The sequence below is a fragment of the Arcobacter siniprincipis (SeqCode) genome, from assembly GCF_048571125.1.
In the GTDB taxonomy this organism is placed as follows: domain Bacteria; phylum Campylobacterota; class Campylobacteria; order Campylobacterales; family Arcobacteraceae; genus Arcobacter; species Arcobacter siniprincipis.
Genome location: NZ_CP182343.1, coordinates 836156 through 862552, shown reverse-complemented (window position 1 = coordinate 862552; position 26397 = coordinate 836156). Strand labels below are relative to the sequence as shown.

The following is a 26397-nucleotide window of genomic DNA, read 5'->3' as shown; positions in this document are numbered from 1 at the left end:
AGTTATCTTTTTTTAATAAAAAATACTAAAAGAATTGATACAATGGCTGAAAAAAGAAGTATATTTATTACAAATTGAGTACCACCAATTCCTTGAGTAAAAGGTAAAGAAGTAGTATTCATACCAAAAAATCCAACAATTAAATTTAATGGTAGAAATATTCCTGATAGTAAAGTCAAAATATAAACAGTTCTATTCATCTGCTCATTATTTTCTACTATATATGAGTTATGCAAAGCATCAAGCTTTTCTAAGAGCATTCCAGAGTTTCTATGTGCTCTGCTTAAATGTTCTTGCATATCTTCAAAGTTACTTTTTAAATAGTCGTCATCTTTCTTATAATCATTTATCAATACTCCAATAACTTCAACACATTTAAATAATACTCTATTCATTTTAATAAAATCATTTTTGTAAGAAAACCATTTTTTATTAAAATTTTTATCTATTTTGTTTTCATAAAAGCTATCTTCAATATTTTCTATTTCATTTATGTAATTACTTACCATGTTCAATATTGAATCAATATCTTTATTTAAGAATTCATAAAATCCATCAATATTTTTTAAATCAACAAAATTTCTATTTTTTCTATCATAATAAAAATAAGAATTATCTGTAATTATAAAAGCTTTACTTACTGGAACTACTCTATTGTTTGTAATTTTAGGAATTCTAATTATAAATAAATCATAATTTTCATCTTTGAAAAATATTGAAGGGTGGGCTTCATTATCAATATCAGTTAGGTGAAAATCATCTATTGTATTTAATTTCATTATTTGCTTAATTGTTTATATAATGAATTTAAGTCACCTAAAACCCAAATTTCTTTTATTTTGTCATCTTCTATTCTAAAGAATGAAGCTCCGTTATATCTTATTCTTCTATTAGTCGCTTCTATATCAAAAAGTTTTCCTAAATGCGTTCCATTATATATGGCTCTTGCACTTACCAAATTGTTTTCTGCAATCATAAGTTCAACCCCATGATATAAATTTGGAAGGGCATGCAAAATCATATCAAAGTACTCTTCAAACTCTTTTTTACCATGTGTTTCTACATCTAATGTACCTCTAAAAAGTATATCATCATGAAATAGTTTATCAATATATGATTTATCTTTTTTATTCCAAAGGTTCTCATAATAAGATTTTACGATTTCTTTATTTCTGTTCATTTTCTCTCTTTATTGAAATTTTAAAAATTATACTACTTTTTTTCTTTTTTTTTCGATTATTTATATTAAAGTTCTGTTGCATTTTTAATTATATCAATTCCATACTTGTCCCTTAACTTATTTAATTTATTAGTTAATTCTAAATTCTTTTTGTCCTTTTCATACTCAAAAAGGTTAAAACTGTGATTTTTATTTTCTATAAAATTTGATACAGATAAATTCAATTGAACAATATAATGAGTTGGATGAATATCTATAGTTTTAAAAAGTTCTAAAATCGAGTTTTTAAAGTATGTTTCATTGAAAAGTCTATTTGTATTTATATAATCTTTTGATTTGTTTTTATAGTCATAACTTATTTGTAAAAAGAATGTTTGGGGAGTAACTTTTTCTTTAAATACTAAAAAACTAAGATACCTACATAAAATAACAAGCCTTCTATTTATCTCAACTCTATCTTGTACAGGATCAAAGGTTCGCCCTATTCCTATTGATTTTTTAGTAGTTTTTGTTTGTGTTTTTTCTTTGTCTAATCCTAATACTCTATTATAAAGTTGTATTCCAGATTTTTTCCACGAATAAAAAAGCTCTTTTTTATCTCTTATTTGACCTAGTCTTCTAATTCCATGTGCTAATAATTTTTTTTCAGTACCTTTTCCTATTCCTGGGAATTCTGAGATTGCTTTATCTTTTATAAAATCATAAACTTCATCTTGTTGGACTATTTTTATACCATCTGGTTTTGCACCATTTGTCGCAAGTTTTGCTATATATTTTGTATTTGCAATACCTATAGATATTGGTAATTTAAACTTTTCAAAAACTTCATTTTTTAAATCTTTTGCAAAATTCTCAATATCATGATCTTCAATATATCCACTTAAATCTATAAAAAATTCATCAATACTAGATTGCTCCACATGGGGAGTTTTTGTGTATAAATACTTGTTAAGTCTTTGGGATAAATCATGATACAAAGAATAATCAGGGGAAATCATTATCAAGTGAGGACAAAGCATCAAAGCTTCATTTACACTCATAGCAGTTTTTACTCCATATCTTCTAGCTTCATATGAAGATGTTGTAATTATTCCTCTTATTCGTCCATTTTGATCTTTGTAATACTCATCAGAACTCTTACTATTTTTTGTTAAAATCGAACTTACAAAAGCACCATTACTTTCACTTAATACTTTTTTATCATTTGATTTATTATCAAATATTGAGGTATTACTTCTTCCTCCAACAGCAACTGCTTTGCCTAATAGTGTACTGTCTAGTGTTCTATGGGCAGATACAAAAAATGAATCGATATCTAGGTGTATAATCATAAAGCTATTATACAATATTTTATTACAATTTGATATAAAATGGCATAATGTAATATTTGACTTTAAAAAAATATTGCTGTATATTTTCAATTTTAAAGGATAAAAAATAGAACCTTGTAGAAACTGTAAAAGCCAAATAGAACCAAAGCTAAGACAATGTCCCTATTGTGGGATTTTAAACCCTACTATTAAATTAAAAGAGATTTTTATTGGAATTTTTTTCGTAATAGCTGTTATGAGTATAGTTACTTATTTTGTAAATTAATTTATTTAAAAAATTTACCCATAACAAAACCAACAGCCAAACCAATAAGATGAGCATACCAAGCTACTGGAAGACCTATTAAAACAGGTGCAACAGAGATAATTAAAATCCAAGTAATGATACCTTTTCTTTGATAAGTATCAATTAGTGCAATATAACCTAAAAGCACACAAATTGCCCCTGATGCACCTACTAAATTATTATTCATACCAATTGCTTGCATAAAATAAAAACTTAATAATGAAGTTATTATTCCCCCAATGAAATAAAGAACTAATAAGGCTTTTACACCTCTATATTTTTCTATCATATTTCCAAATTGAAAAAGTATAAACATATTCATCAAGATATGACCTACTCCACCATGAGCAAACATTGTAGATAAAGGTTGATACCAAAGTCCCTCAAGAAAGAACATATTTAGTCCTAAATATAAAGAACCATTATTCATATTTATTTGAATTAGGTACATTACAACAGTTATAAAAATAATTATATTTGTGACAGTTATTAGTTTTTCATTTTGCATTGTGTTTAAAAGCCTTTATTGTACATTCTATTCTATTTTTAATCTCATTTTTATCATAATGTAAAAAGTTTGTTTCCATCATAAAGACTTCTTTTCCATTTATTCTAAAAGAGCTTAATATAGTCCCAGCAAAAGATTTACTTTTTTCATCTTTTTTTCTAGGGTCATTTTTATCGTTTTCTATGATTTCATATTTTATTTTTAAGTATTTTACTGGATTTTCTCTTTGAGCAAAAGCAATTGAACTTCTAAAAAAACTATCTGCTTCATCTACAGAAATTTTATCTTTTAAATAAAATTTCCCAAATCGAGGTTTTGTAAAACCTCCACTTAAAACATACAAACCATTTTTAAAAAAATAACTTGCATCTTTTAAGAGTTCAGGTCTTGTGATAGAATCAAAAGTGAAAGTTTGTTTTTGACACTCTAAATTAGAGTTCACCCTAACTTCTTTTTTCACTTTTGGTCCATATTTAGAATAAAGAGTTATTACTACAGAAATCATAATAATAGAAGCCAAAGTAAAAAAGTTATTTACTATTTGACTTGCTCTTTTTTGGCTTGCGCTCATAAAATTAAATTAAACCCTCTTTTAGTACATCTTCAATCTTGTCTACTGGTTTTATTTCTAAAGCATTTTTAACTTCTTGTGGAATCTCTTCTAAATCTCTTTCATAATTTTTTCTAGGAATTAAAGCTTTTTTCATTTTTGCTTTAAATGCAGCAATCAGTTTTTCTTTTAATCCACCTATAGGTAAAACTTTTCCTGTAAGCGTTAACTCTCCAGTCATACAAATATCAGACTTGATTTCTTTATTACTTAAAATAGAAGCAATAGTTAAAGCCATTGTAATACCAGCACTTGGTCCATCTTTTGGAGTTGCACCTTCAGGAATATGTAAGTGAATATCATATCTTTTGTAAACTTCACTTGATTCTAAAACTACATTTTCATCTTTTTCTTTTAAAGACTTAGGAATAAGGTTTTGATCAATTTTTACTTTGCCTTCATCAATTAAAACTTTTACAACTGAATATGAAATTCTTGATGACTCTTTCATTACATCACCTAGATTCCCTGTAACAACTAAGCTACCTTTTCCTTTTAGTTTTATAGCTTCGATTTTTAATACATCTCCACCAACAGCTGTCCAAGCTAAGCCATTAGCAACACCAACCATATTTTTTTTATCTGCTGGGTCTATTTCAAAAATAGGATTATCTAAGAACTCTTTTATATTCTTAGTATTGATTAAAACTTTCGATTCATCTTTTGATAATATTTTCTTTGCAGCTTTTCTAAATAGTTTAGAAAAAACTCGTCTAAGATTTCTAACCCCTGCTTCTCTTGTATATTTTGAAATAATTGTTTCAATTGTTGTTTGACTCATACTTATTTCAGTTTTTTTCAGTCCATGTTTTTCTAACTCTTGAGGTATCAAATAATCTTTTGCGATATGATACTTTTCATTTGGAGTATATGAAGATATTTCAATAAATTCCATTCTATCTCTAAGTGCTGCTGGTATTCTTCTAGCATCATTTGCAGTTGATACAAAAATCACTTGTGATAAATCTATTGCAAAATTTAAATATAAATCTCTAAATTCATTATTTTGTTCAGGATCTAAAACTTCAAGCATAACAGCTGTTGGATCACCTCTGTTATTTGCTCCTAATTTATCTATTTCATCAAGAACCATTACTGGATTCATTTTTTTAGCATCAACCAAACCTTTTACAAGTCTTCCTGGCATCGCTCCAACATAAGTTCTTCTATGACCTCTTAATTCATTAACATCTTCCATCCCACCTAAAGCAACTCTTACAAGTGGTCTTTTTAGTGCCTTTGATATAGAGTTTGCTAAAGAAGTTTTACCAACACCTGGAGGTCCAACAAAACAAAGTACAGTTCCTCTTGATTTGGCATTTTCAACTCCCCTTTGTTCTAAAAGTTGTTTTACTGCAAAATATTCAGAGATTCTCTCTTTTGCTTTTTCTAGGGAATAGTGATCTTTATTTAATTGTTTTTCGACTGCATCTACAGATATCTTTTCATCAGAGTATTGTCCAAATGGTATATCTAAAACTTGTTCCACATATGTTTGTAAAAGTGAAGCATCAGGTGAATCTTGATGCATACGAGAAAGCTTTTCAATTTGTTTTTTTGTCTCTTTAAAAGCATCTTTCCCCATAAAAGGCTTAAGTTTTTTTAGCCTTTTAGAATATGATTTTACCTCTTCATCTTTTTTATTTCCAGTTCCAAGTTCTTGTTGTATTGCTTTTATTTGTTCTTTTAAGAAATAATCTTTGTGTGTTTTTTCAATTTTAGAATTTACTTTTTGAGTAATATCTTTTTGAATTTTAAAATTTTCTATCTCTTTTTGTATTATTTCTATAATTGAAACTAATCTAGCTTCAATATCTGTTTGAGAAAATAATTTATAAGCTTGTGATTTAGTCACCTTTAAAACAGAAGATATTAAATCTGCAATTCTAACTGCATCATTATTTTCATCTATTGTTTTTATCAAATCAACTGGAAATTTTGTATTGATTTTTGATAATTTTCCTACATTTTCTCTAAGAATATTTAAAATAGAAGTAACACTTTCTAGTGAATATGGTTTTGTTTGTATTAATTCTACTTGGCAAACATCTGGGTTATCAAGTTTAAATTGACTAATTCGCCCTTTTGCTAAACCTTGAAAAAGTACTTTTATTTTACCATCGGGTAAAGATACTTTTCTCATAATGTTACCTATTACACCAACATCATAAAATTGACCATCAGTTCTTTCTTGGCTCTCTTGCCCATCTTTACTAACAGCAACTATTACTAGCTTATTTTCATTTATTGCTTTTTCAACTGCACTTATATTAGTCTTATTGTTTAAAAAAAGTGGTGCAATCATAAATGGGTATAAAAATACCTCATCTTCAATAATTAATGGTAATTCCTGTGGAAATTCATCATAATTAGTTAAATCCATTAAAATTAACTCCTAAAATATATTTGTATTATTCGAAGATTGCTCTATACCATGGAACATTTACTTCTTTTATCTCTTTGGGGTCAACCCAATTTTTACTTACTTTTTCTTCATAAAATTTTGCAGCTTTTGGTTTATCAATTCTTGTGTATAAATCTGCAATCTCTTTATCAAAAGAAGCTTTTGCCATAGCTAATCTTGCATTTATTGTTCCTACTAGAGGCATATAAGGAGAATTTGGGAACTTGATAATAAACTCATTTATCTCTTTTTGTGTTTCTGTAATCAAATTTTGTTCTCTAAACTCAGAAGAAAAAGATAAAAAGTTTGCTTTAATTTTTAAGTATCTAAAATAATCAATACTTTTACTCACCCCAAATCTTTTAGTATATTCATCAATATAAAAATTTGCTAAGGCATACTCTTCTTCTTCAATGTGTGCATTAACCAAAATTTCTAATGCTGTTGCTAATAAAGGTGAGTTTTTATGTTCACTCTCTAAAGAAATATAAGCATCATCTGCACCTTCTAAATCACTAGTTGCTATGTCATCAGTTATTTTATTATACCAATAAATAGCAGGCTGACCATACTCTTTAGGTCCTTTTTTTGATGAACAAGATATAAGAGTCATTGCAAACCCTGCAATTATTACCAAACTCAAACTCTTCTTTGCTATTGTGCTTAAACCAATCATTATTACTATCCTTTTGTAAAAAGAAGTATTTTAACTAATCCAAGCTTAGGAAATATTTGATATAATCTAAAAAACAATATTAAGGTAAAATATGAAAATCACATTAATAGGTAATGGAATGATGGCAAGAGCCTTAGCAAAAGGTTTAATAGAAAGTCATGAAGTCGAAATTTTGGGAAGAGACCAAGTTAAATTAGAGAAATTAAAAGAATTAATACCAGAAGTTGAAGTAAAAGTTTTAGATGATATTGAAGATATTACAAATAAAAATATAATTTTTTGTGTTAAGCCTTACGCCTTACAAAGTGTAGCAGTAAGACTTGAAGGAAAAGCAAACTTATTTATATCAATTTTAGCCGGTACAAAAATTGAAAGTCTAAAAAAACATATATTATCAAAAACATATATTAGAGTTATGCCAAATGTTGCAGCTTCAATTAGAAAATCTATGACTACAATCACAGGTGATAGAGAAGCAAAAAATATAGCACTTGAACTATTTAATTCAATTGGTAAAACTTTATGGGTAAATACAGAAGCACAACTTGACATTGCAACAGCAGTTGCGGGAAGTGGTCCTGCATTTTTGGCTTTAGTTGCAGAAGGTATTGCAGATGGTGCTGTAAAAGCAGGATTAGAGCGAGAATTTAGCACTTATTTAGTACAAGGCCTTTTTGAAGGAGTTGCTGGATTATTAGAAAAAAACCATCCTGCTGTTTTAAAAGACTCAGTTACAAGTCCTGGGGGAACAACAATCGCAGGAGTTGCATCCTTAGAAGAAAAAGGTGTAAGAGATGCTATGATTAAAGCAATCCAAGCAGCTCACGAAAAAGCCGTTGAAATCTCAAAAAAATAGTTTTATCTTTTTAGAAACGATTGTTTCTTTAATAGTTGTATCTATTATCGTAGCTATATTTTTTAAATTAAGTTACGATAATAATACAAATAAAAAATTCCAAAAATTAAATACACTCTCAAATAAACTTAAAAAGTCAGATTATTCAAATATGCAAAGTTCTCAAGAAGAGATTACTATTTTAGAAAATGGTGTAGGAAAAGAATTACTAGTGAAAAAGATTACTACAAATAGTGATGAAATAAAGTTATACAAATATGAACTTATCAAATAAAAAAGCATTTTCTTTAATAGAACTTATTGTTTGTATTTTTATAGTTTCACTTATTTCTATTTATTCAATCTATTTTTATAAAGAAATTTTTGTAAAAAATGAACAAACTTTTCAAGAAGAAAAAACGAAACTTGAACTTTTAAATTTCAAACTTTTTTTAGAGAAAAATTTAGGTTTTGATAAATTAACATACAAAAATAAAAATCTCTATTATGAAAACTCTTTACTTTTAAAAGATGTAAATAAGTATAACCTAACAGTAAATAATAAATATGCCTCAATAAATATCTGTATAGAAAATAGACTTTGTCAAGAAGTGGTTATTATAAAATGAAAAACTCTTTTTCTTTGCTTATTACTTTAATTTTGATATCAATATTTTCATTTTTTACTGTACTTATTCTTCAAACAAAATCATTATCTATTTCAAATCTAACAAATTCATATTTACAAACTCAAGCAAAACTACATATGGATTTTTTCAAAGATTATATAAATACTCTAGATTTAAAATCTAATTACATCGAGAAGTTATCTTTTAATGATGATATTTATAAGTTAAATGCAATTGTAACATTTGAAAAAGGGTGCTTAGAAGCTCTTCCGCAAAATGTTACTATTGATATTTTTGTAAATGCAAAAACATTAAACAATGAAATAAATCTACATAAACAACTAATAAAAAAGTTATAAAATAACTTCTAAAACTTTTTTTGCTAATTTTAAAGCCTTACTTCTATGTGAAAATTTATTTTTTGCTTCATGCATTAATTCACCTAAAGTTTTATCATAACCTTTTGGAATAAACATAGGATCATATCCAAAGCCTTCAGTCCCTATCTCTTTTGGAATCACATTACCATACATCCAACCATGTACAGTTGAAACTTCACCTTTATAAATAATACATATACAAGCTGTATAATGAGCTGGCGTTATTTGCAAGTTCTTTTCTTCTAATTTTGAGATTAATTTTGCATTATTTTCTTTATCACTAGCACCCTCACCTGCGTAACGAGCTGAATAAATTCCAGGTTCATTATTAATTGCAGGAACTGTGATTCCACTATCATCTGATATTACAATGTATTCTTCACTATTTAATTTATCATATATTGCTTTTGCTTTTATTATTGCATTGCCTTTAAAACTATTGGCATCCTCAATTATTTTCATATCTCCAATTAGCTCTTTGAAAGTATATACCTCTTCATTTGGTAGAAGCTTTTTGAACTCCCCTATTTTTCCTTTGTTTGATGTAGCTAAAACTATTTTCATTGCTTTCCTTATTTATGTTATATTAATATATTTAGTATATAATTTTTTCTTATTTTATCAAACTTCAGGATTATAAATGATTAAATCTATTATGCCATTAAGTGTTATTATTTCACTAAGATTTTTCGGATTATTTATTGTATTACCAGTTATCTCTGTATATGCAATGAACTTACAAGGTGCAACAACTACTATTGTTGGAATTATAGTTGGAGGATACGCTCTAACTCAAATGATTTTTCAAGTTCCTTTTGGAATTATGAGTGATAAACTTGGTAGAAAAGGAACTATCATTCTAGGACTTATTTTATTTGGTTTAGGATCAATAATTTGTTCTGTTTCAAATGATATCTTGACTTTATTACTTGGAAGATTGATGCAAGGTGCAGGAGCTATTGGAGCAGTTGTAACTGCAACTATAAGTGACTTAGTAAAAGAAGAACAACGACCTAAAGCGATGGCTTTAATGGGTGGAAGTATTGCTATGGCATTTGCTTTTGCTATGATTTTAGGACCAACACTAGGTTCTTGGTTAGGAGTTCAGTCTTTATTTATTATTACTGCTGTTATTGCCTTTGCTTCAATTTTTGTTTTAATAAAAGCAGTTCCAAATCCTCCAAAAATAACTCACACTTATAATAAAAAAGGTGCTGTTACATCTGTATTATTCAATAAAAACTTATTAAAAATGAACCTTACAAACTTTTTACAAAAAGGTTTTATGACTTTTGCTTTTATGATTATTCCTATGGTTTTAATAAAACATTTTGAATGGTCAATGTCAGATTTATGGAAAGTATATATGCCAGCTACAATATTTGGAGTGCTTGCTATGGGACCAGCTGCTATATTAGCTGAGAAAAAAGGAAAATATAAAGAAGTGCTAATCGCTGGAATTATTTTCTTTGCTATTTCATACCTAGTAATTGGAACATCATCTAGTGCCACTATTTTTGCAATTGGTGTAGTTCTATTTTTTATAGGATTTAATGTACATGAGCCAATTATGCAATCACTTGCTTCAAAATATGCAAAAGTTCACCAAAGAGGTTTTGTATTAGGAGTCTTTAACTCTTATGGTTATTTTGGAACTTTTATTGGTGGATTGCTAGGTGGAGTATTTTTTGAAAAAGTAAATCTTTTTGATATAGTAATAGCAATAGCAGCAATTTGTATTGCTTGGGCAATTATGATTTTTACACTTCCAAATCCATTAAAAAAACAAACTGCTTATTTAAATTTAGATGACTATGACAAATCAAAGTTTTCAAATTTTGAAAATAGTGATATAATTGATGAATGGTATGTAAATGATACAGAAAATCTTTTAATAGTAAAATATGATAAAGATAAAATAAGTGAGGATGAGCTAAAAAGCACTTTAAAATGATATGAGAAAAAAACCAATCATCTCTTTTCTTCTTATTATTACTTTAATAAGCTTTGCCTTTAGTGTAAAGACATTTAATATTTCTCAGGAAAAATTAGATAAATTTACGCAAAAATATGGCGAAAAAGCTAGAATAAGAGTTTTAGTTTGGGATGAGATGGTTGAAAATGCTAAATCAAAAGATATTCTACACAAACTAAAAGATGTAAATGACTTTTTCAATAAAATAAGATATGCAACAGACCAAAGCCATTGGAATAAAAAAGATTATTGGGCAGCTCCTTTTGAATTTATGGGTACAGGAGCTGGTGATTGTGAAGATTATGCAATTGCTAAATACTTTACCCTAAGAAAGCTAGGTGTTCCTGAAGATAAATTACGAATAACCTATGTAAAGTTACTTCAAAGGGGAACAAAATATGAACAAGCTCACATGGTTTTGACATATTATCATACACCAAGCTCTACACCTGTAGTCTTAGATAATGTAAATAAAATATTAAAACTAGCCAGTAAAAGACCAGACTTAAAACCAGTTTATAGTTTCAATGCCCAAGGATTATGGGAAGCGAAAAATAAAGGTAAGACTTCACAACTTGTGGGGAAAAATAACTTAAAATCTTGGAAAGATTTAATGAGTAGAATTTAACAAAGGAAAAATATGTCTTTATCTAAACAACTTTATTTAATAATATCTGTAATATTTTTTGCAATATTTGTGGGTAATTTTATTATTAGTGTCAATAATACAAAAGAGTATTTAGAAATAGAATCAGCAAATAAAGCACAAGATACTGCAACTGCACTGGGAATAAGTCTTAAATCACTTATTGGCGATAAACATGACCCCGAAATAGAAAGTACAATAAAGGCAATTGCAAATAGAGGATTTTATAAAGAAATAAGACTTGAAGATGTTGAAATTTCATTTACAAATGATGATTTAATCAAAAATATCGAAGATATGAATATAAATAAATATAGCACTATTGACGATGTTAAAATTGACCCTAAATATGGGAAAATAGAAAAAGATACCAATGACTCTTATTTTGAAAATGCTTTAGACTCTCTTGATTCTGTTTCTAATAATGAAGTAGTAGCTAATGATGTTAAAACAAATACTAAATATATTTTTACACCAACAGAAGAATATAAAGATGGTGGTGATTTTGAAGTTTCATTTAAAGTAAAAATTAATAATAAATTAGTAAATGCCAAATCTCAAATAAATCTAAATAAAATTTTAGTAAAAGAGTATAGAGAAGAGAAATTTGACTATGTGCCTCAATGGTTTATAAATCTAATCCAATTAAATATGCAAGAAAAATCTAGTGAAATAAGTGATGGTTGGAAAAAAGTAGCAACTATTTTTGTAAGTTCAAATGCAGGCGATGCATATGCAAAACTATATGAACAAGCAAGAGGAGCTATTATATATTCTCTTATTGCCTTTTTTATCTCTTTTATTATTTTAGTTCTATTTTTACAACTTATATTGAAACCTTTGAAAAATATAGAAAAATTAGCAGTAAATATTGCCCATGGTAAATTTGGGAAAATAAATAAGTTACCTGTAACAACTGAGATAAAAAATGTAGCAATTGCTATGAATGATATGTCAAGTAAAATTGAAGGAATTATAAAAAAACTTAATGCAAATATTGAAAATGTTACTAAAAAAATCTCCCAAGATGGACTTACTAAATTAGAACTGAGACAAACATTTGAAACAGATATGAAAAATATGTTTATTACTAAAACTGATGGTTATGTAATGAGTTTAAAAATCGAATCTTTAGCTGAATTTGCTAAAAACAATTCAAATAGTGCAGTTGATAAATTTATTAAAGATTTTGCAAATATTTTACAAAACTCAAATGAATCATTTGAGTTTGAAATAAAAGCCTTTAGATTTTTTGGTTCAGAGTTTACCTTAATTGCTAAAAACTGTTCTGAAGAAGAAATTAAAAATTTAAGCCAATATTTAAAAGTAAAATTTGATGATTTTTCAAAAGAAGTAAATTTAACAAATATTTCTAATATTGGGGTAACAATGTTTAACCAAATAGGAACAATTCCTGAGATGTTGAGTGCTGCAATAGAAGCAAGAGAAAGTGCAAAACAAATTGGTCCAAATGAAGCAGTTATCAGAGATGCAAATGATTTAGCAAGAGATATGGAGTCATGGAGAGAGTTGATATTTGACATTATTGATAACTCAAAATTTGATGTTAAGTATATTAATAATGAATATATTTTAACAGGAGAAAATGAAGGTAAACTTATCATGCAAGAAGCTTTCACTTCTGCCTATGATAAAGATGGTGAACAAATACCAATTGGTACATTTATTTCTATTGCTGAAAAATATGAAAAAGTTGTGGATTTTGATAAAGCTGTTGTAAGTAATGTAATCAAACATATTAAAGAAAATACATTAGAACATAATATTTCTATAAATCTATCTCTTGATTCTATTGTTGATTCAAACTTTATTGATTGGTTGACAATGACCCTTCAAAATAACAATTCAATTGCTAGTAAATTAGTCTTCTCAATTACAGCATATGGAGTTGCTAAAGATATAGAACACTTTAAAGTTTTCGCAAAAGTTGTAAATCAATATCATGCTAGAATTATTGTAAAAAGATTTGAGTCTAAATTTATACCACTAGGAAGTATAAAAGATTTAAATCTTGACTTTATAAGACTTGCAAGGGATTATACAAATGGAATATCTTCTGATTCAGGTAAACATGCCTTTGTAGAATCTATGCAAGATTTATGTAATCTTGTTAATATAAAAGTAATGGCTGAAAATGTTAAATCAGATGAAGACTTAGAAAAAGTAAAAGAGATAGGATTACACGCAGCAAGTAGATAAAAAACTCATATTAGTAATTATTAATCAAAAATTAATAATTACTATCTATAATTTCATATAAATACTAAACTTAGGCAAAATATGTTTGAAAAAATTTTAAAGTTTTTTGTAGAAAATTCAAGAATAAACTACACTCTTTTTTTCATGATTTTTGCAATTGGAATATGGGCATATAATAAAACTCCAAAAGAAATTTTCCCTACCTTTGAACTTGAAATGATTTCAATCAGTGGCTCTTATACAGGGGCATCAGTTGATATTCTTGATAAAATGGTTGTAAATGAAATAGAAGATGACTTAAAAAATCTTGATAGCGTGGATACAATAACTACTGTTATTAGTCCAGGTAAATTTTCTATTATCTTAGAGTTAAAGAAAGGAAAAGATAGGTACAACGAATCAGATAAAGTAAAAGATATAATTACTTCTGTAAAAAAAGATCTTCCCTCTGATATGGACGAACCAACTGTTAAAGTAGTAGATAGAACTAGAACTTTAATGGACATCTCGTTAACCTCTTCAAAATACACTCTTGATGAATTAAAACCTTTAGCTGATGATATTAAAAGCCAATTAATGACAATAAGTGGCATAAATGAAATAACCATATTTGGTGATTCTGATAAATTTTATGAAATATCACTAGATGATAATAAAATAGAAGCCCTTAAATTAAATAAGACCGAAATATTTAATGCCATATCAACACTTTCATATATTTTCCCAATAGGTAAAATAGAAGGGAAAAAACACTATTATATATCAACATACAATGGTGCAAAAAATGCCCAAGAATTTGCAAAAAGTGTTATAAAAATAGGAAATCAAACAGTTTATTTAAGTGATATTGCAACTGTTAAAAAGAAGTATGAAGACTCTTCAACTCTTTACTCCTTTAATGGCAAAAATGCCTTATCTTTAAAAGTAGAACAAAACGATACCGCAGATGCTTTGGTTATAACAAAAGATATTGAAAAACTTTTGCCAAAACTAAATAAACAAAATAAAGATGTAAATATTGTAATAGCAGATGATAATAGCGAGAGGATACGAGATAGATTAAATATTGTCATTTCAAATATCATGCTTGGTATTATTCTAATTACAATAATAGTTATGCTTTTAATCAATGCTAGAATGTCTTTTATTATTGCCCTTGGTATTCCAACTTCATTTGTAATAGCTGCAATATATTTTTACTTATCTGGTTATTCAATAAACATGATTTCCCTTGTTGGAGTTTTGATAGCCATTGGTATAGTTGTTGATGATGCAATTGTTGTAAGTGAAAATATTCAACAATATATTGAAGAAGGATATGCCCCAAAAGAAGCAGCAGTATTGGGTGCAAAAGAGATGGTAGAACCTGTAACTATTGCTTCAATTACAACACTATTTTCATTTTTACCAATTTTAATGATAAGTGGAACCTTGGGTGAAGTTATGAAACTTATTCCCATAGCCCTTTCTGCCTTAGTTGTTGCCTCATTAATAGAATCATTTTTATTCTTACCAATACATGCAGCACACACTCTTAAAAGTGATTCAAAGGTTACTTCTTGGGAAAGGGTAAATGTTCTTTATAATAAAACTCTTCATTTTTTTATGAATTGGAAAAAAACATTTTTAACTATTTTTATTATACTTGTTCCACTTTTTACTGTTCTTCTTGTAAAAAATTCAAAATTTCAGATGTTTCCAAAATTTGATGCTACGGATGTTAAAATAACAATTAAAGCCAACCAAAATACAAAACTTGAAGATGCCTTTAAAATAGTACAAGATATAGAAAAAGACTTAATAGCTAAAAAAGATGATTTTTATATTAAAAGTATTGATTCAGTTGCAGGATATAGAAGAGATACAGCAAATAATACTGAAAGATTTTCTTATGTTATGTATATGACACTAGAACTTCAAAAACCAAAAGAAGCAAACTTTTTGGATAAATATGTAACTCCTTATTTGAGTTTTTATTATGATGATAAAAATAGGACAAGAGAATTAAAATCAAAAGAGATTGCAAAACAATTAAAACAATTCTTAATAAAACAAGATTACAAATCTAAATATAAACTATCAGAAATATCAGTTCTAGAAAAAAGAGTAGGACCTATAAAGTCTGATATTAAAATCGGACTTATATCAAATGATAATAAAAAGATAATAAAAGCAGTCAATGAACTACAAAGTTCTCTCCAACAATTAAATGGTATAAAAAATGCCTCAAATACTCTGAAGTTTGGAATTGACGAAATAAAACTAAAGGTAAACACTTATGGAGAGTATCTTGGTTTGGATGAGTCAAGTCTTGGTTCATATTTGTCTAATCTTTATCTTTTAAAGAAAAAAGCTGTTAGTTTTGATACTACTGATATGCTTGATATAAAAATACAAAGCTTAAACAAAGACAATTTTGAAGCTTTTAAAAATACACAAATCCCACTAAGTGATGGAACTTTTGTTAGTTTATACGAAGTTACAGATTTTAATATAATAAAAGGGTTTGAACAACTTATGAAAGAAGATGGAGAAAAGAATTTTTATGTTTATGCAAATGTTGATCCTGAAATTCTAACTGCAAGTGAAGCCTTAGAAAAGATAAAACCTATTTTAGATAGGTTTAAAAATGAAGGGATTAAATTAGTTCTAAAAGGTGAAGCAGAGAAACAAGCAAGCTTAAGAAGTGATATGTTATTTGCTTCTGCATTAACTTTTGTTTTAATTATGTTGTCAATGTTGTACTTATTTAATTCTTTTAGGGAAACTTTTATTTTGATGAGTGTTATCCCTTTCTCATTATTAGGAGTTTTAATAGGTCATAATATTATGGGCTTAAATCTTTCTATGCCTTCACTTATTGGAGCACTTGGGTTAGCAGGAGTTGTCATAAATGATGGAATTATTATGATGACATATTTAAAAAAGGCAAAAAATATAGATGAGATTTTTTCTAGAGCAACAAAAAGATTTAGACCAATTTTCATTACAACAATTACAACACTAATAGGTATGAGTTCGTTGATATTTTTTCCATCAGGGCAAGCAGTTATATTTCAACCCATAGCCATAGGACTTGGCTTTGGGCTTTTATGGGGAACAATTTTAAATCTTATTTATCTACCAGTTTTGTTTACAATTACACACAAACTAAGAAAGAGTTTTTAATCCTATAAAAAGATAAATAATGATTTTATAGTATTTAAACTCATTTGGGTAGGTTCAGTTCCTAGTCTTTCTAAAGTAGTACCTACTCTAGCTTTCATTTGTAAAAGAATATGTTCAAATGATAAATTTGAATATCCAAAAATACTCTCTTGTCCATTTTTAATAAAAGCAAGATTTTCAAAATCTTTCCAAGTTGGTTTTAATCCAGCTTTAACTTTTTTTTCTAATTCTATTTGCCAATTATTTTGCCAAGTTAAAAAAAGGTAATTATTGCTTAAATCTTTTTCAACTTTAATTTTCCAAGCTAATATTTGCAAATTATTGTAAAGTTTTAAAAGCTTCTCTTTATCATATGAAAAAGCAGTTATCTTATAACTACTAGACATATCATATGCATCATAAATGTTTTTATATAAGCCAAGTATCAAATAATCATTTCTATTTTTAATATCATCTTTACTAAAAGCAATTTGTAAATAACTTTTATACGAGCTTACCTCATTATTTTTAAATTTTAAGTTTACAGTATCTTGTAAATTGTCAATTTCAGTATAAATTTTACTTGCTAAATTTTCATCATAAGCTCTTGGATTTCGTTTATCAAGTTTTTCTTTTAATCTAATAACTAATTTACTGATTTTTTTATAATCACTTTTTATCTCAACAGCATTGTTTGATTGAAACATCTCTTGAACATTCTCTTTTTTTATGGAAACACATCCAGTAAAAAATGATACTGTTATTACAAGTAATATTATATTTTTCAAATAATATGGCAATCTTTGTCCTTTTTATTAATAAATTGGTTTCTATTCTAGCATATTGATACATAAAAACTATTTTATTTTATCTAGCAAAAATAATACAATCTGCTCTTTTTATTACTTTAATGTTATAATTTCCAAAAATTATTAAGGAGGTTAATATGCCTATTGTTATTCCCAAAAAACTCCCAGCTGTTAAAATTTTACAAAAAGAGAATATTTTTATCATGAATGATAAGAAAGCTATGAAACAAGATATTCGACCTCTAAAAATTTTAATACTAAATTTGATGCCAAATAAAGTAGAAACAGAAACTCAATTATTAAGACTTTTAGGGAATACTCCCCTACAAACAGAGATTACCCTTTTGAAAACGGCAACATATCAATCAAAAAATACTTCAGAAGATCATTTAGAAAGTTTTTATAAAACCTTTGAAGAGATAAAAGAACACAATTTTGATGGACTAATAATAACAGGGGCTCCAATAGAGACTATGCCTTTTGAAGAGGTTTCTTATTGGGAAGAATTAAAAGAAATCATGGAATACTCAAAGACAAATATTACGTCTACATTGCATATTTGTTGGGGTTCACAAGCAGGGCTTTATTATCACCATGGTATTCAAAAATATGAACAAAACAAAAAAACATTTGGTGTTTTTGAACATGATTTATTTAATAAAACAAACCCTCTTTTAAGAGGTTTTGATGATGAAGCTTATATTCCACACTCAAGATATACAACTGTTTTAAAAGAAGATATTGATAAGGTTGATGATTTAGAATTACTTCTATATTCAGAAGATTCAGGTGTTTGTCTAGTAGCTTCAAAGGATAGAAAACATGTATTTATGAGTGGACATGTTGAGTATGATTTTGATTCTTTACAAAAAGAGTATTTAAGAGATGTAGAAAAAGGACTTGAGATAGATGTGCCTAAAAACTATTTTAAAAATAATGACCCAACAAAAGACCCAAAAGTAAAATGGCGTTCAGCTGCACATTTATTATTTGCTAATTGGTTAAATTATTTCGTTTATCAAGAAACGCCTTTTGAGTTAAAATAAAAAATATAAAAAAGAAAATAGATTTAATCTATTTTCTCATTACCACCTAAAGAAGTATATAAATTTACTCTATTTATTAACTCACTTAATTTCGTATCGATTAAAGCTCTTTTTGAATCAAAAAACTTTTTTTGTGAAATTAAAACATTTAAATAGTTCCCTAATCCATACTTATAAGAATTTAAAGATATGTCATAACTTTTTTTTGCTGTATTTACTAAATCTTTTTGTGCCTTGAGCTGTTTAGTTATATTCGACCTTTCACTCAATGCATCAGATACATCTCTAAATGCAGACTGTATAGTTTTTTCATATTGAGCAAGAGCTATTTTTTGTTGAGCTTTTGCATAATCCAAATTTGCCATATTTTCACCTCCTTTAAAAATAGGTAAATTGATACTTGGTATAAAAGACCATACAGTTTTTGAATTTCCATTAAATAATGAACTCAAAGAATTACTTGCAAGACCATAATCTGCTGTTAAACTAATAGAAGGGAAAAATGCAGCTCTTGCAACACCTATATTTGCATTTTTTGCTTTTAAATTGTATTCAGCTTGAATAATATCAGGGCGTGAAAATAAAACTTTTGATGAAATTCCAGCTTGAATTAGCATAAGACTTTTTTCATTTTCTTCAAAACCACTTGGTATTAAATTTTTAGGAATTGTTGTTGATACCAAGAGTTCTAACGTATTCTTATTTTTTTCTATAATTGTTTTCTGATTTAAAAGGCTTACTTCTGCTTCTTTTAAACTCGTTTTTGCACTAAGAGCATCATCAATTAAGCTAATACCCATATCAAATTTTTTTTGTGTTAATTCATATGATAAAGTTAAATTTTCAATACTTTTTTCTAATATTTTCAACTGTTCAATATTTGCACAAAGAGTATTCCAACTATTAATAACTTCAGAGATTAAACTAATTTTTGTTGCTGTTGTTGCATATTTTGTAGCTAAATAACTTTGTAATGCAAAATCATTTGAATTTCTAATTTTCCCAAATAAATCAAGCTCATAAGAAGCTCCAAACTTTGAAGAATATGTACGAGATATCTCTGTATTATTATTTGATGTAATGTTTCTTGAGTTTGTATTATTGGCTTTTGCTTCAATAGAAGGAAAATATTTTGATTTTTCTATTCTATATGTAGCTCTTGCTGATTCTATATTTAAAATTGCTATTTTCAAATCTCTATTATTTTCAAGAGCCAATTTAATCAATTTCTTTAATTTATCATTTTTTACAAAATCTTCCCACTTTGGTTGTATATATTCTACCTTAGTATTTTTATCTACTGCATTCTTAAATTTAGGTGGTATTATGGAGTTATTATATGCAATTTCTGGCTTTAAGCTACATCCTGTAAATATAAGAATATTTATTATAATAAATAAAAATTTAAACATCTTTTGTCCCTTTTATCTCTTTTTTTTCAAATACTTTTTTTATTAAAATGAATAAAAGAGGAACATAAAATATTACTAAGAGTGTGGCTGTTAATGTACCACCAATAATTCCTGTACCTATTGAAATCCTACTATTTGCTCCTGCCCCTGTTGAAATTGCTAAAGGAATAATACCAGCAATAAAAGCTAATGAAGTCATAATTATTGGTCTAAATCTCAAAGTTGCTCCTTCTACTGCTGCAACTGTTAATGATTCACCTTTTTTATAAGCATTTTCAACAAACTCAACTATCAATATTGCATTTTTAGAGACCAATCCAATTGTTGTTAAAAGTGCAACTTGAAAATATATATCATTGTTCAATCCTCTAAAATATACTGCAATAACGGCTCCAACAACTCCTAATGGTACAGCTAATAAAACAGAAAAAGGAATACTCCAACTCTCATATAAAGCAGCTAAACATAAAAATATAACAACTAAAGATAATGCGTATAAATATATAGCTTGACCGCTTGACAATCTTTCTTGATAAGATAAGCCACTCCATGCATATTTAGTATCTTTATTATTAAGTTTTGCTAATCTTTCCATCTCATCCATTGCAACTCCAGAACTTACGCCAGAAGCAGCTTCACCTTGAATTAAATAAGAAGCTAAGCCATTATATCTTGTCAATGATTTCTCAGATTTTTTCCAAGAGATATTAGTAAACTCTTCAAAAGAGACCATTTTATTTTCATTATTTCTAACATTCCATTGATATAAATCTTCAGGTTTAGATCGATATTTTGCATCAGCTTGTACATAGACTCTTTTTATTCTTGATTTATCAATAAAATCATTAACATAAGAACCTGCCCAAGCTGTATTTAGGGTATTATCAATATCATCATAAGATAATCCCAATGAAAAGATTTTTTTCTTATCATAATCAAGTTTTAATTTTGGTGTCTCTTCAGTTCCTTCAACTCTTGCATTTACTATCAGTTTATTTGAATTTACTTCTTTTAGTAAAGAATTTTTTGCTACTGATAAATCATCTCTTGTCATTTTAGCACCAGCTTGCAATTGAAATTCAAAGCCATCTGTATTACCTAAACCAGGAACAGAAGATGGATTCATTACAAATACTTGCGCATCTCTTATAAAATATTTTGACTTATTATCTGTAAACTTCATCATTGCTCTATTAGCAATGGAATCTGCACTATTTTCTATACCAGCTCTTTGATCCCAATTTTTTAACTCAACAAATCCTAATCCTCCATTTTGTCCATTTCCTGAAAAAGTAAAACCAACAATTGAAAAAATAGAATTTATATTACTTTTTTCTTCTGTTAAAAAATAATCTCTTATTATTTTTTCAGTATTTTCAGAACGTGTTGTACTTGCACCAGCTGGAAGGGTAAATTGAATCATCAAATCACCTTGATCTTCAGGTGGTATAAATCCCGTAGGTAATTTTATAAAAAATAAAATACTTACAGCTATTATTGCAATATAAGCAACAAGTGATTTGATAGGAGCATTAATAAATTTAAAAATTCCTGATTTATATTTTTTTGTTAAATTACTGAATTTTCTATTAAACCAATCAAGTACATCATTACTCTTTTTATTTGGATTATGAGGTTTTAAAAAGGTAGCACAAATAGCAGGAGATAGTGTCAATGCTACAACAACGGATAAAACCATAGAAGATATAATTGTAACTGCAAATTGTTTATATATAATTCCAGTAGAACCTGTAAAAAATATCATTGGTAAAAATACTACAGAAAGTACAGTTGCAACTCCAATTAAAGCACTCGTGATTTCATCCATTGCTATAATAGTTGCTTCTTTAGCACAAAGCTTTTTTTCTCTCATATTCCTTTCTACATTTTCAACAACAACAATAGCATCATCAACCAATAAACCTATGGATAATACCATTGCAAACATAGTTAAAGAGTTTATTGTAAATCCTAAAAAATTCAAAATAGCAAAGGTACCAAGCAGTACCACGGGTACTGCAATAGCAGGGATTATAGTCGCACGCCAACTATTTAGAAAAACAAACATTACAACAACCACCAAAAACACAGCTTCAAAGAGTGTTTTTACAACTTCTTTTATAGATTCTTCAATAAAAATAGTTGTATCATAAGGATATGAAATTATGTATCCACTTGGTAAAGAGTTCTCAAATGATGACAAATATTCTCTAACTCTTTTTGCTACATCAACAGCATTTGCACCAGAAGATAATTTTATACCTATACCACTTGCTTGATATCCATTATTTTTTGATATAAAAGAGTAATCATTGCTACCTAATACAACTTTTGCAACATCTTTTAAAAGAACATCTGCACCATTTTTATTACTTTTTATTACAATATTTTCAAACTCTTTTGCATTTTCTAATTTACTTCTTGATACAACATCTGCATTTAACTCTTGACCTTTTACCTGTGGTCTTGCTCCAATACTTCCTGCAGATACTTGTGCATTTTGTTTTAAAATTGCATTATTAATATCTGAAGGCATTAGATTATAAGATTTAAGTTTTTTGGGATCTATCCAAACTCTCATTGCATATTCTGAACCAAAAAGTTCAACTCCACCAACACCATTTATTCTAGAAAGTCCATCTTTTATATTGGTGATTAAATAATCTGAAATATCATTTTCACTTGATTTTCCTGATTCATCATGCATACTAAGTATCATAAGAAAATCATCTTGTGATTTTACAACACTAACCCCTTCTTTTCTAACATCTTCTGGAAGTCTTGGAAGTACTTGTTGAATCTTATTATTTACTTTAACTTGAGCAATATCTGGATCTATACCCTTTTCAAATACAACATTTATACTTGAACTTCCTGTTTGACTAGTTGAAGAAAAATACAATAATCCATCTAATCCAGTTAATTCTTCTTCTATAAGTTGAGTGATACTATTTTCAATAGTCTTAGCTGTTGCTCCAGCGTATGTTGCTTGAATATTAATTGTAGGAGGAGCAATATCTGGATACTGTTCTACTGGTAAATTTTTTATAGAAAGTAATCCTAATAACATTATAAGTAAAGATATTACCCATGCAAAAATAGGATGATTAATAAAAAAACGAGCTATCATTTTACTTCTGCTTTTGAGTTATCTACATATAAATTGTTAAGATCTTTTGGAATAACAATACTTTTTTCATTGATTTTATTTAGACCCTCAATTATAATTTTATCTGTTTGAGAAATACCATCTGTTACAAGCCATTTATTGCCTATTGCTCTTATTACGGTTATTATTTTTGTTTCAGTAGTATTATTTTTTTGAATGGTAGTAACAATATAATTAGATTTTGCATCTAAAGTAACGGCTTGTTGGGGAACTAAAAAAGCACTAGAACTACCACTCTCAATTACCGTATTTACAAACATATTATCTAATAATTCTCCATCTGGATTTGGGAATTCTGCTCTTAAAGTTACATATCCAGTATCTTCATCAACTGATATTTCTTGAAGTTTGAGTTTTCCAGTATGTTTATACACGGTGTCATCTGGCAAAATGATATTTACATTTATTTTATCTTCTTTTATTCTATCTTTATTTAATTTTTTTAATTTAAATAGTTGATTGTTAGATTGACTTAAATCTACATATACTTTATTTGTATCTCGTATTGTAGTTAATGCATTTGCTTGATTTTGCGAGACTAAGGCACCAACAGTGTAATTAGATATTCCAATAAAGCCTGAGATTTGTGCTTTTATTTTTGTTCTATCTAAATTAATTTTAGCACTTTTTACCAAAGCTTTATTTTGTTCAACCAAAGCAATTGCTTGTAAATAAGCAGCTTTGGCATCATCTGCTTCTTGTTTAGATATCACATTAAACTTTACAGATTCTTTATATCTCTCATTCTTTAATTTTAGTGTAATTAAATTTGCTTCTGAACTTTTTAATGTTGCTAATGCTTCTTCATAAGTAGCTTGATATGAATCGGGATCGATTACATATAAAATATCATCTTTTTTTACATAACTTCCTTCTTTAAAAAGTCGTTTTTTTATAATACCATCAATTTGTGGTCTAACTTCAGATTTGTAAATAGCTTTGATTCTTCCTGATAACTCTTGTTGAAAAGGAACTTCTTGTTTATTTAGTGTTATATATCCAACTTCAATTTTTTGTTTTTCTTCCGAAAAGTCATTCTTTTTTTGATTACCACATCCTAATAAAAGAATCGTAAGTAGTAATAAAAATAAACCTTTTAAGCAAAATTTCATTAATTAACCTTTACAATACATACGTATGTATTTAATGGCATGAATACTATTTAAAGTAGTCTTAATTTTTTATTAAATAATATGATATGAAAAAAGGAAGCGTTTGGGTACAAAAAATAAAATAGATAAAAATTATTTAATAAGTATTATTGAAGATATTATTTTGAATGAAGGTATTTCTGGTTTAAGTATTAGAAAGGTAGCTAAAAAAGCAAATATTTCAATAGGTGGTGTTCAATATATTTTTGGAAATAAAGAGGCCATGATAAAAGCAGTTTTTGAAAAGAATGATGATGATTATAACCATCAAATAAAAATTTTGTCAAAAGATACGAATTCAAAATATTCCGAATTAAAAGCACATATTGAATATATTTCAAAGTACAATAGCAACGAAGAATTGGATAAGATATCTAAAGTTATTACTGTGCTTTTGCAAGACAAATCTGTTTTCGAAGGATTACAAGATTGGCATAGCAGTGCTTTAGGATCAATTGATACAAATACAGATGAAGGTAAAAAGTTAAGATTAGCTTTCTTGTTTTCAGAAGCAATGTTTACTTCTATGACTTTAAAATACATCAATCTATCAGAGAAAGAACAAAAAGAAATTTTCGAAGATTTGAAAACTTTTCTATTATAAAAATGATTTAGTTTTATTTTTCATGATATTTATAACTCAAAAAGTATTTAATTTCTAGTATATCACTTTTTACACATATATTCTCAAGCTATTTTTTTTGTCTAACTTTTCTAAATAACACACTTGCAATCACAAAAGTAACCGCTTCTGCAATTGGTATTACTAAAAAAATAAAACTTCTTGATAGTGCAATAATCATTAAAGCTAATGGGCTTTGATACGGTTGGTGGCTTTTTATCAAAGAGAGTGAAAACACAGGTTTTACTTTTTGCCACCAAAAAGTGAAGAAGCGAAAATCGTTAGGTATTCATGAGAGAAAAGTTAGAATTTAAACTTATATATTAATTAATATAAATCTCTACTCTCTCTTTACCTTTACCAATATTTTTCCTTTTTAAAATCAATTGCCCTACTTCTGATGTTTTTTTCAAGTGAGTACCTCCACATGCTACTTGTGCAAAATCTTCAACTTTCCAATACCTTCGTTCGTTTTTCTCATCTGAATAAGCACTTTCAATAAATAAATCTGCATCAATTAAACTTTGTGCTTCTGCTTGAACTTCAGAAAGCAAAGAAGATATGCTTTCATTCAATTCAAAATCTATTCGACTTTTATTTTCAGATATGTGGGCACCTATTTTTTCGAGATTAGTAAATCTCTTGTAAAATAATTCTAATACAACTTCAGCCGCAAAGTGTAATTTCATAAGTTTATACCGTCGAGTCCAATCAATTTTAACTAATACATCTTGTCCAATAACAAAATTAGAGGCTGATTCAAGTGTATAAAAAATTGACTTACCAGATTTCTCTGCCTTAATTACTTCAAAGCCATTGATTGTTCCCTTATCACTTTCTTGACCACCTGATTCAGCATAAAAGATTGTCTCTTCTAATTCAACCTTATTATCATCAATTGATTTTATTCTTGTATGTAATTCAGTCTGATATGGATTTTTCCAAAATACTTTATTACTCATTTTAATTCTTTTTATTTTCTTATTAACTAAAAACTGGTCTAAAAAAGCTTCTTTCATAACTGATAATGCAATTTGTATCTTCTGCATATTTAAAGGCAGCTATACACTCTTTATCTTCAAAAGATTCATTTCTATATTTTTCATAAGTAGCTAAACTTGGAAATGTAAATAAAGCTAAAGCAACATTGTTTTTTCCTTCTGATGGAAGAAAATATCCATGATGTGTTCCTCCAAACTTATTTACTAAAGGAATCCATAATTTTGCATAATGTTCAAACTCTTTTATTTTATTTACATCAATTATATAATTTAAATAACATGTTATCATAGTATATTCCTAATATTTATTTTGCAAAATTCTAACTACTTTGCTCTTAAATTAACAAGTATGTCATTGAT

At 27.4% G+C, this 26397-nt stretch carries 25 protein-coding genes; 10 read left to right on the top strand and 15 right to left on the bottom strand.

Annotated elements, in window-relative coordinates:
• Positions 1-2 precede the first annotated feature (2 nt).
• From ACNI3D_RS04345 to ACNI3D_RS04315, 7 genes are all read right to left on the bottom strand, one after another.
• Positions 3-779, bottom strand: coding sequence for a CorA family divalent cation transporter (locus ACNI3D_RS04345; RefSeq protein WP_419768377.1), 777 nt, complete (start codon positions 777-779; stop codon positions 3-5).
• Positions 779-1180, bottom strand: coding sequence for an ester cyclase (locus ACNI3D_RS04340; RefSeq protein ID WP_129100142.1), 402 nt, complete (start codon positions 1178-1180; stop codon positions 779-781). The genes ACNI3D_RS04345 and ACNI3D_RS04340 overlap by 1 nt, the downstream gene beginning before the upstream one ends.
• 65 nt (positions 1181-1245) lie before the next feature.
• The gene (locus tag ACNI3D_RS04335; RefSeq protein ID WP_419768376.1) at positions 1246-2511 is read right to left on the bottom strand and encodes a Y-family DNA polymerase; all 1266 of its coding nucleotides are present in this window, start codon (positions 2509-2511) and stop codon (positions 1246-1248) included.
• A gap of 266 nt (positions 2512-2777) precedes the next feature.
• Positions 2778-3305 carry a rhomboid family intramembrane serine protease gene (locus tag ACNI3D_RS04330; RefSeq protein WP_419768375.1) on the bottom strand — a complete coding sequence of 176 codons (528 nt, stop codon included), beginning with the start codon at positions 3303-3305 and terminating at the stop codon, positions 2778-2780.
• Positions 3295-3876, bottom strand: coding sequence for a hypothetical protein (locus ACNI3D_RS04325; RefSeq protein WP_419768374.1), 582 nt, complete (start codon positions 3874-3876; stop codon positions 3295-3297). Before ACNI3D_RS04325 ends, ACNI3D_RS04330 begins: the two co-directional genes overlap by 11 nt.
• A gap of 4 nt (positions 3877-3880) precedes the next feature.
• Positions 3881-6298, bottom strand: coding sequence for an endopeptidase La (gene lon / locus ACNI3D_RS04320; RefSeq protein WP_419768373.1), 2418 nt, complete (start codon positions 6296-6298; stop codon positions 3881-3883).
• 28 nt (positions 6299-6326) lie between these two features.
• Entirely contained in the window at positions 6327-6995 is a 669-nt protein-coding gene (locus tag ACNI3D_RS04315; protein ID WP_419768372.1) for an outer membrane protein assembly factor BamD, read from the bottom strand.
• Between the two features lie 91 nt (positions 6996-7086).
• Between ACNI3D_RS04315 and ACNI3D_RS04310 the strand changes: the two genes are divergently transcribed.
• From ACNI3D_RS04310 to ACNI3D_RS04295, 4 genes are read left to right on the top strand one after another with little or no spacing between them, the layout of a single operon-like run.
• On the top strand, positions 7087-7851 hold the full coding sequence (locus ACNI3D_RS04310) for a pyrroline-5-carboxylate reductase (protein ID WP_129100136.1): 765 nt from the start codon (positions 7087-7089) through the stop codon (positions 7849-7851).
• Positions 7832-8125, top strand: coding sequence for a hypothetical protein (locus ACNI3D_RS04305; protein WP_129100135.1), 294 nt, complete (start codon positions 7832-7834; stop codon positions 8123-8125). Before ACNI3D_RS04310 ends, ACNI3D_RS04305 begins: the two co-directional genes overlap by 20 nt.
• Positions 8109-8459, top strand: coding sequence for a type II secretion system protein (locus ACNI3D_RS04300; RefSeq protein ID WP_419768371.1), 351 nt, complete (start codon positions 8109-8111; stop codon positions 8457-8459). Before ACNI3D_RS04305 ends, ACNI3D_RS04300 begins: the two co-directional genes overlap by 17 nt.
• A complete protein-coding gene (locus ACNI3D_RS04295; protein ID WP_419768370.1) occupies positions 8456-8818 on the top strand; it encodes a hypothetical protein in 363 nt (120 codons plus the stop codon). Before ACNI3D_RS04300 ends, ACNI3D_RS04295 begins: the two co-directional genes overlap by 4 nt.
• Here the strand turns inward: ACNI3D_RS04295 and rdgB are convergent.
• A complete protein-coding gene (gene rdgB, locus ACNI3D_RS04290) occupies positions 8813-9403 on the bottom strand; it encodes an RdgB/HAM1 family non-canonical purine NTP pyrophosphatase (protein ID WP_419768369.1) in 591 nt (196 codons plus the stop codon). The two genes, ACNI3D_RS04295 and rdgB, sit on opposite strands and share 6 nt — an antisense overlap.
• Before the next feature lie 76 nt (positions 9404-9479).
• On the opposite strand from rdgB, the gene ACNI3D_RS04285 reads away from it, so the two are divergent.
• The 4 genes from ACNI3D_RS04285 (at position 9480) to ACNI3D_RS04270 (ending at position 16848) form a co-directional block, all read left to right on the top strand.
• A complete protein-coding gene (locus tag ACNI3D_RS04285) occupies positions 9480-10793 on the top strand; it encodes an MFS transporter (protein ID WP_129100131.1) in 1314 nt (437 codons plus the stop codon).
• 1 nt (position 10794) lies between these two features.
• Positions 10795-11442, top strand: a complete 648-nt coding sequence (locus ACNI3D_RS04280; protein WP_419768368.1) for a transglutaminase-like cysteine peptidase — start codon at positions 10795-10797, stop codon at positions 11440-11442.
• 12 nt (positions 11443-11454) lie between these two features.
• Positions 11455-13680 carry a bifunctional diguanylate cyclase/phosphodiesterase gene (locus ACNI3D_RS04275; RefSeq protein ID WP_419768367.1) on the top strand — a complete coding sequence of 742 codons (2226 nt, stop codon included), beginning with the start codon at positions 11455-11457 and terminating at the stop codon, positions 13678-13680.
• An 81-nt stretch (positions 13681-13761) separates the two neighbouring features.
• Positions 13762-16848: an efflux RND transporter permease subunit gene (locus ACNI3D_RS04270; RefSeq protein WP_419768366.1), complete on the top strand. Its 3087-nt coding sequence runs from the start codon at positions 13762-13764 to the stop codon at positions 16846-16848.
• A 2-nt stretch (positions 16849-16850) separates the two neighbouring features.
• Here ACNI3D_RS04270 and ACNI3D_RS04265 read toward each other — a convergent pair whose 3' ends face one another.
• Positions 16851-17627, bottom strand: a complete 777-nt coding sequence (locus tag ACNI3D_RS04265) for a hypothetical protein (RefSeq protein WP_419768365.1) — start codon at positions 17625-17627, stop codon at positions 16851-16853.
• Positions 17628-17773: 146 nt separating this feature from the next.
• Here ACNI3D_RS04265 and metA point away from each other — a divergent pair, with 146 nt between their 5' ends.
• The gene (gene metA, locus ACNI3D_RS04260; RefSeq protein ID WP_419768364.1) at positions 17774-18682 is read left to right on the top strand and encodes a homoserine O-acetyltransferase MetA; all 909 of its coding nucleotides are present in this window, start codon (positions 17774-17776) and stop codon (positions 18680-18682) included.
• A gap of 23 nt (positions 18683-18705) precedes the next feature.
• Here the strand turns inward: metA and ACNI3D_RS04255 are convergent, their stop codons facing one another.
• From ACNI3D_RS04255 to ACNI3D_RS04245, 3 genes are read right to left on the bottom strand one after another with little or no spacing between them, the layout of a single operon-like run.
• Entirely contained in the window at positions 18706-20094 is a 1389-nt protein-coding gene (locus ACNI3D_RS04255; protein WP_419768363.1) for an efflux transporter outer membrane subunit, read from the bottom strand.
• Positions 20087-23224 carry an efflux RND transporter permease subunit gene (locus ACNI3D_RS04250; protein WP_419768362.1) on the bottom strand — a complete coding sequence of 1046 codons (3138 nt, stop codon included), beginning with the start codon at positions 23222-23224 and terminating at the stop codon, positions 20087-20089. Before ACNI3D_RS04250 ends, ACNI3D_RS04255 begins: the two co-directional genes overlap by 8 nt.
• Complete coding sequence (locus ACNI3D_RS04245; protein ID WP_419768361.1) at positions 23221-24375, bottom strand: efflux RND transporter periplasmic adaptor subunit; 1155 nt, start codon at positions 24373-24375, stop codon at positions 23221-23223. The genes ACNI3D_RS04250 and ACNI3D_RS04245 overlap by 4 nt, the downstream gene beginning before the upstream one ends.
• A 103-nt stretch (positions 24376-24478) precedes the next feature.
• On the opposite strand from ACNI3D_RS04245, the gene ACNI3D_RS04240 reads away from it, so the two are divergent.
• Entirely contained in the window at positions 24479-25018 is a 540-nt protein-coding gene (locus ACNI3D_RS04240) for a TetR/AcrR family transcriptional regulator (RefSeq protein WP_419768360.1), read from the top strand.
• Between the two features lie 88 nt (positions 25019-25106).
• On the opposite strand, the gene ACNI3D_RS04235 is transcribed toward ACNI3D_RS04240, so the two are convergent.
• The 3 genes from ACNI3D_RS04235 to ACNI3D_RS04225 form a co-directional block, all read right to left on the bottom strand.
• Entirely contained in the window at positions 25107-25274 is a 168-nt protein-coding gene (locus ACNI3D_RS04235) for a hypothetical protein (protein WP_419768359.1), read from the bottom strand.
• 85 nt (positions 25275-25359) lie between these two features.
• A complete protein-coding gene (locus ACNI3D_RS04230; RefSeq protein ID WP_129100121.1) occupies positions 25360-25998 on the bottom strand; it encodes an alanine--tRNA ligase-related protein in 639 nt (212 codons plus the stop codon).
• A 22-nt stretch (positions 25999-26020) separates the two neighbouring features.
• On the bottom strand, positions 26021-26326 hold the full coding sequence (locus ACNI3D_RS04225; protein ID WP_419768358.1) for an NIPSNAP family protein: 306 nt from the start codon (positions 26324-26326) through the stop codon (positions 26021-26023).
• Positions 26327-26397 lie beyond the last annotated feature (71 nt).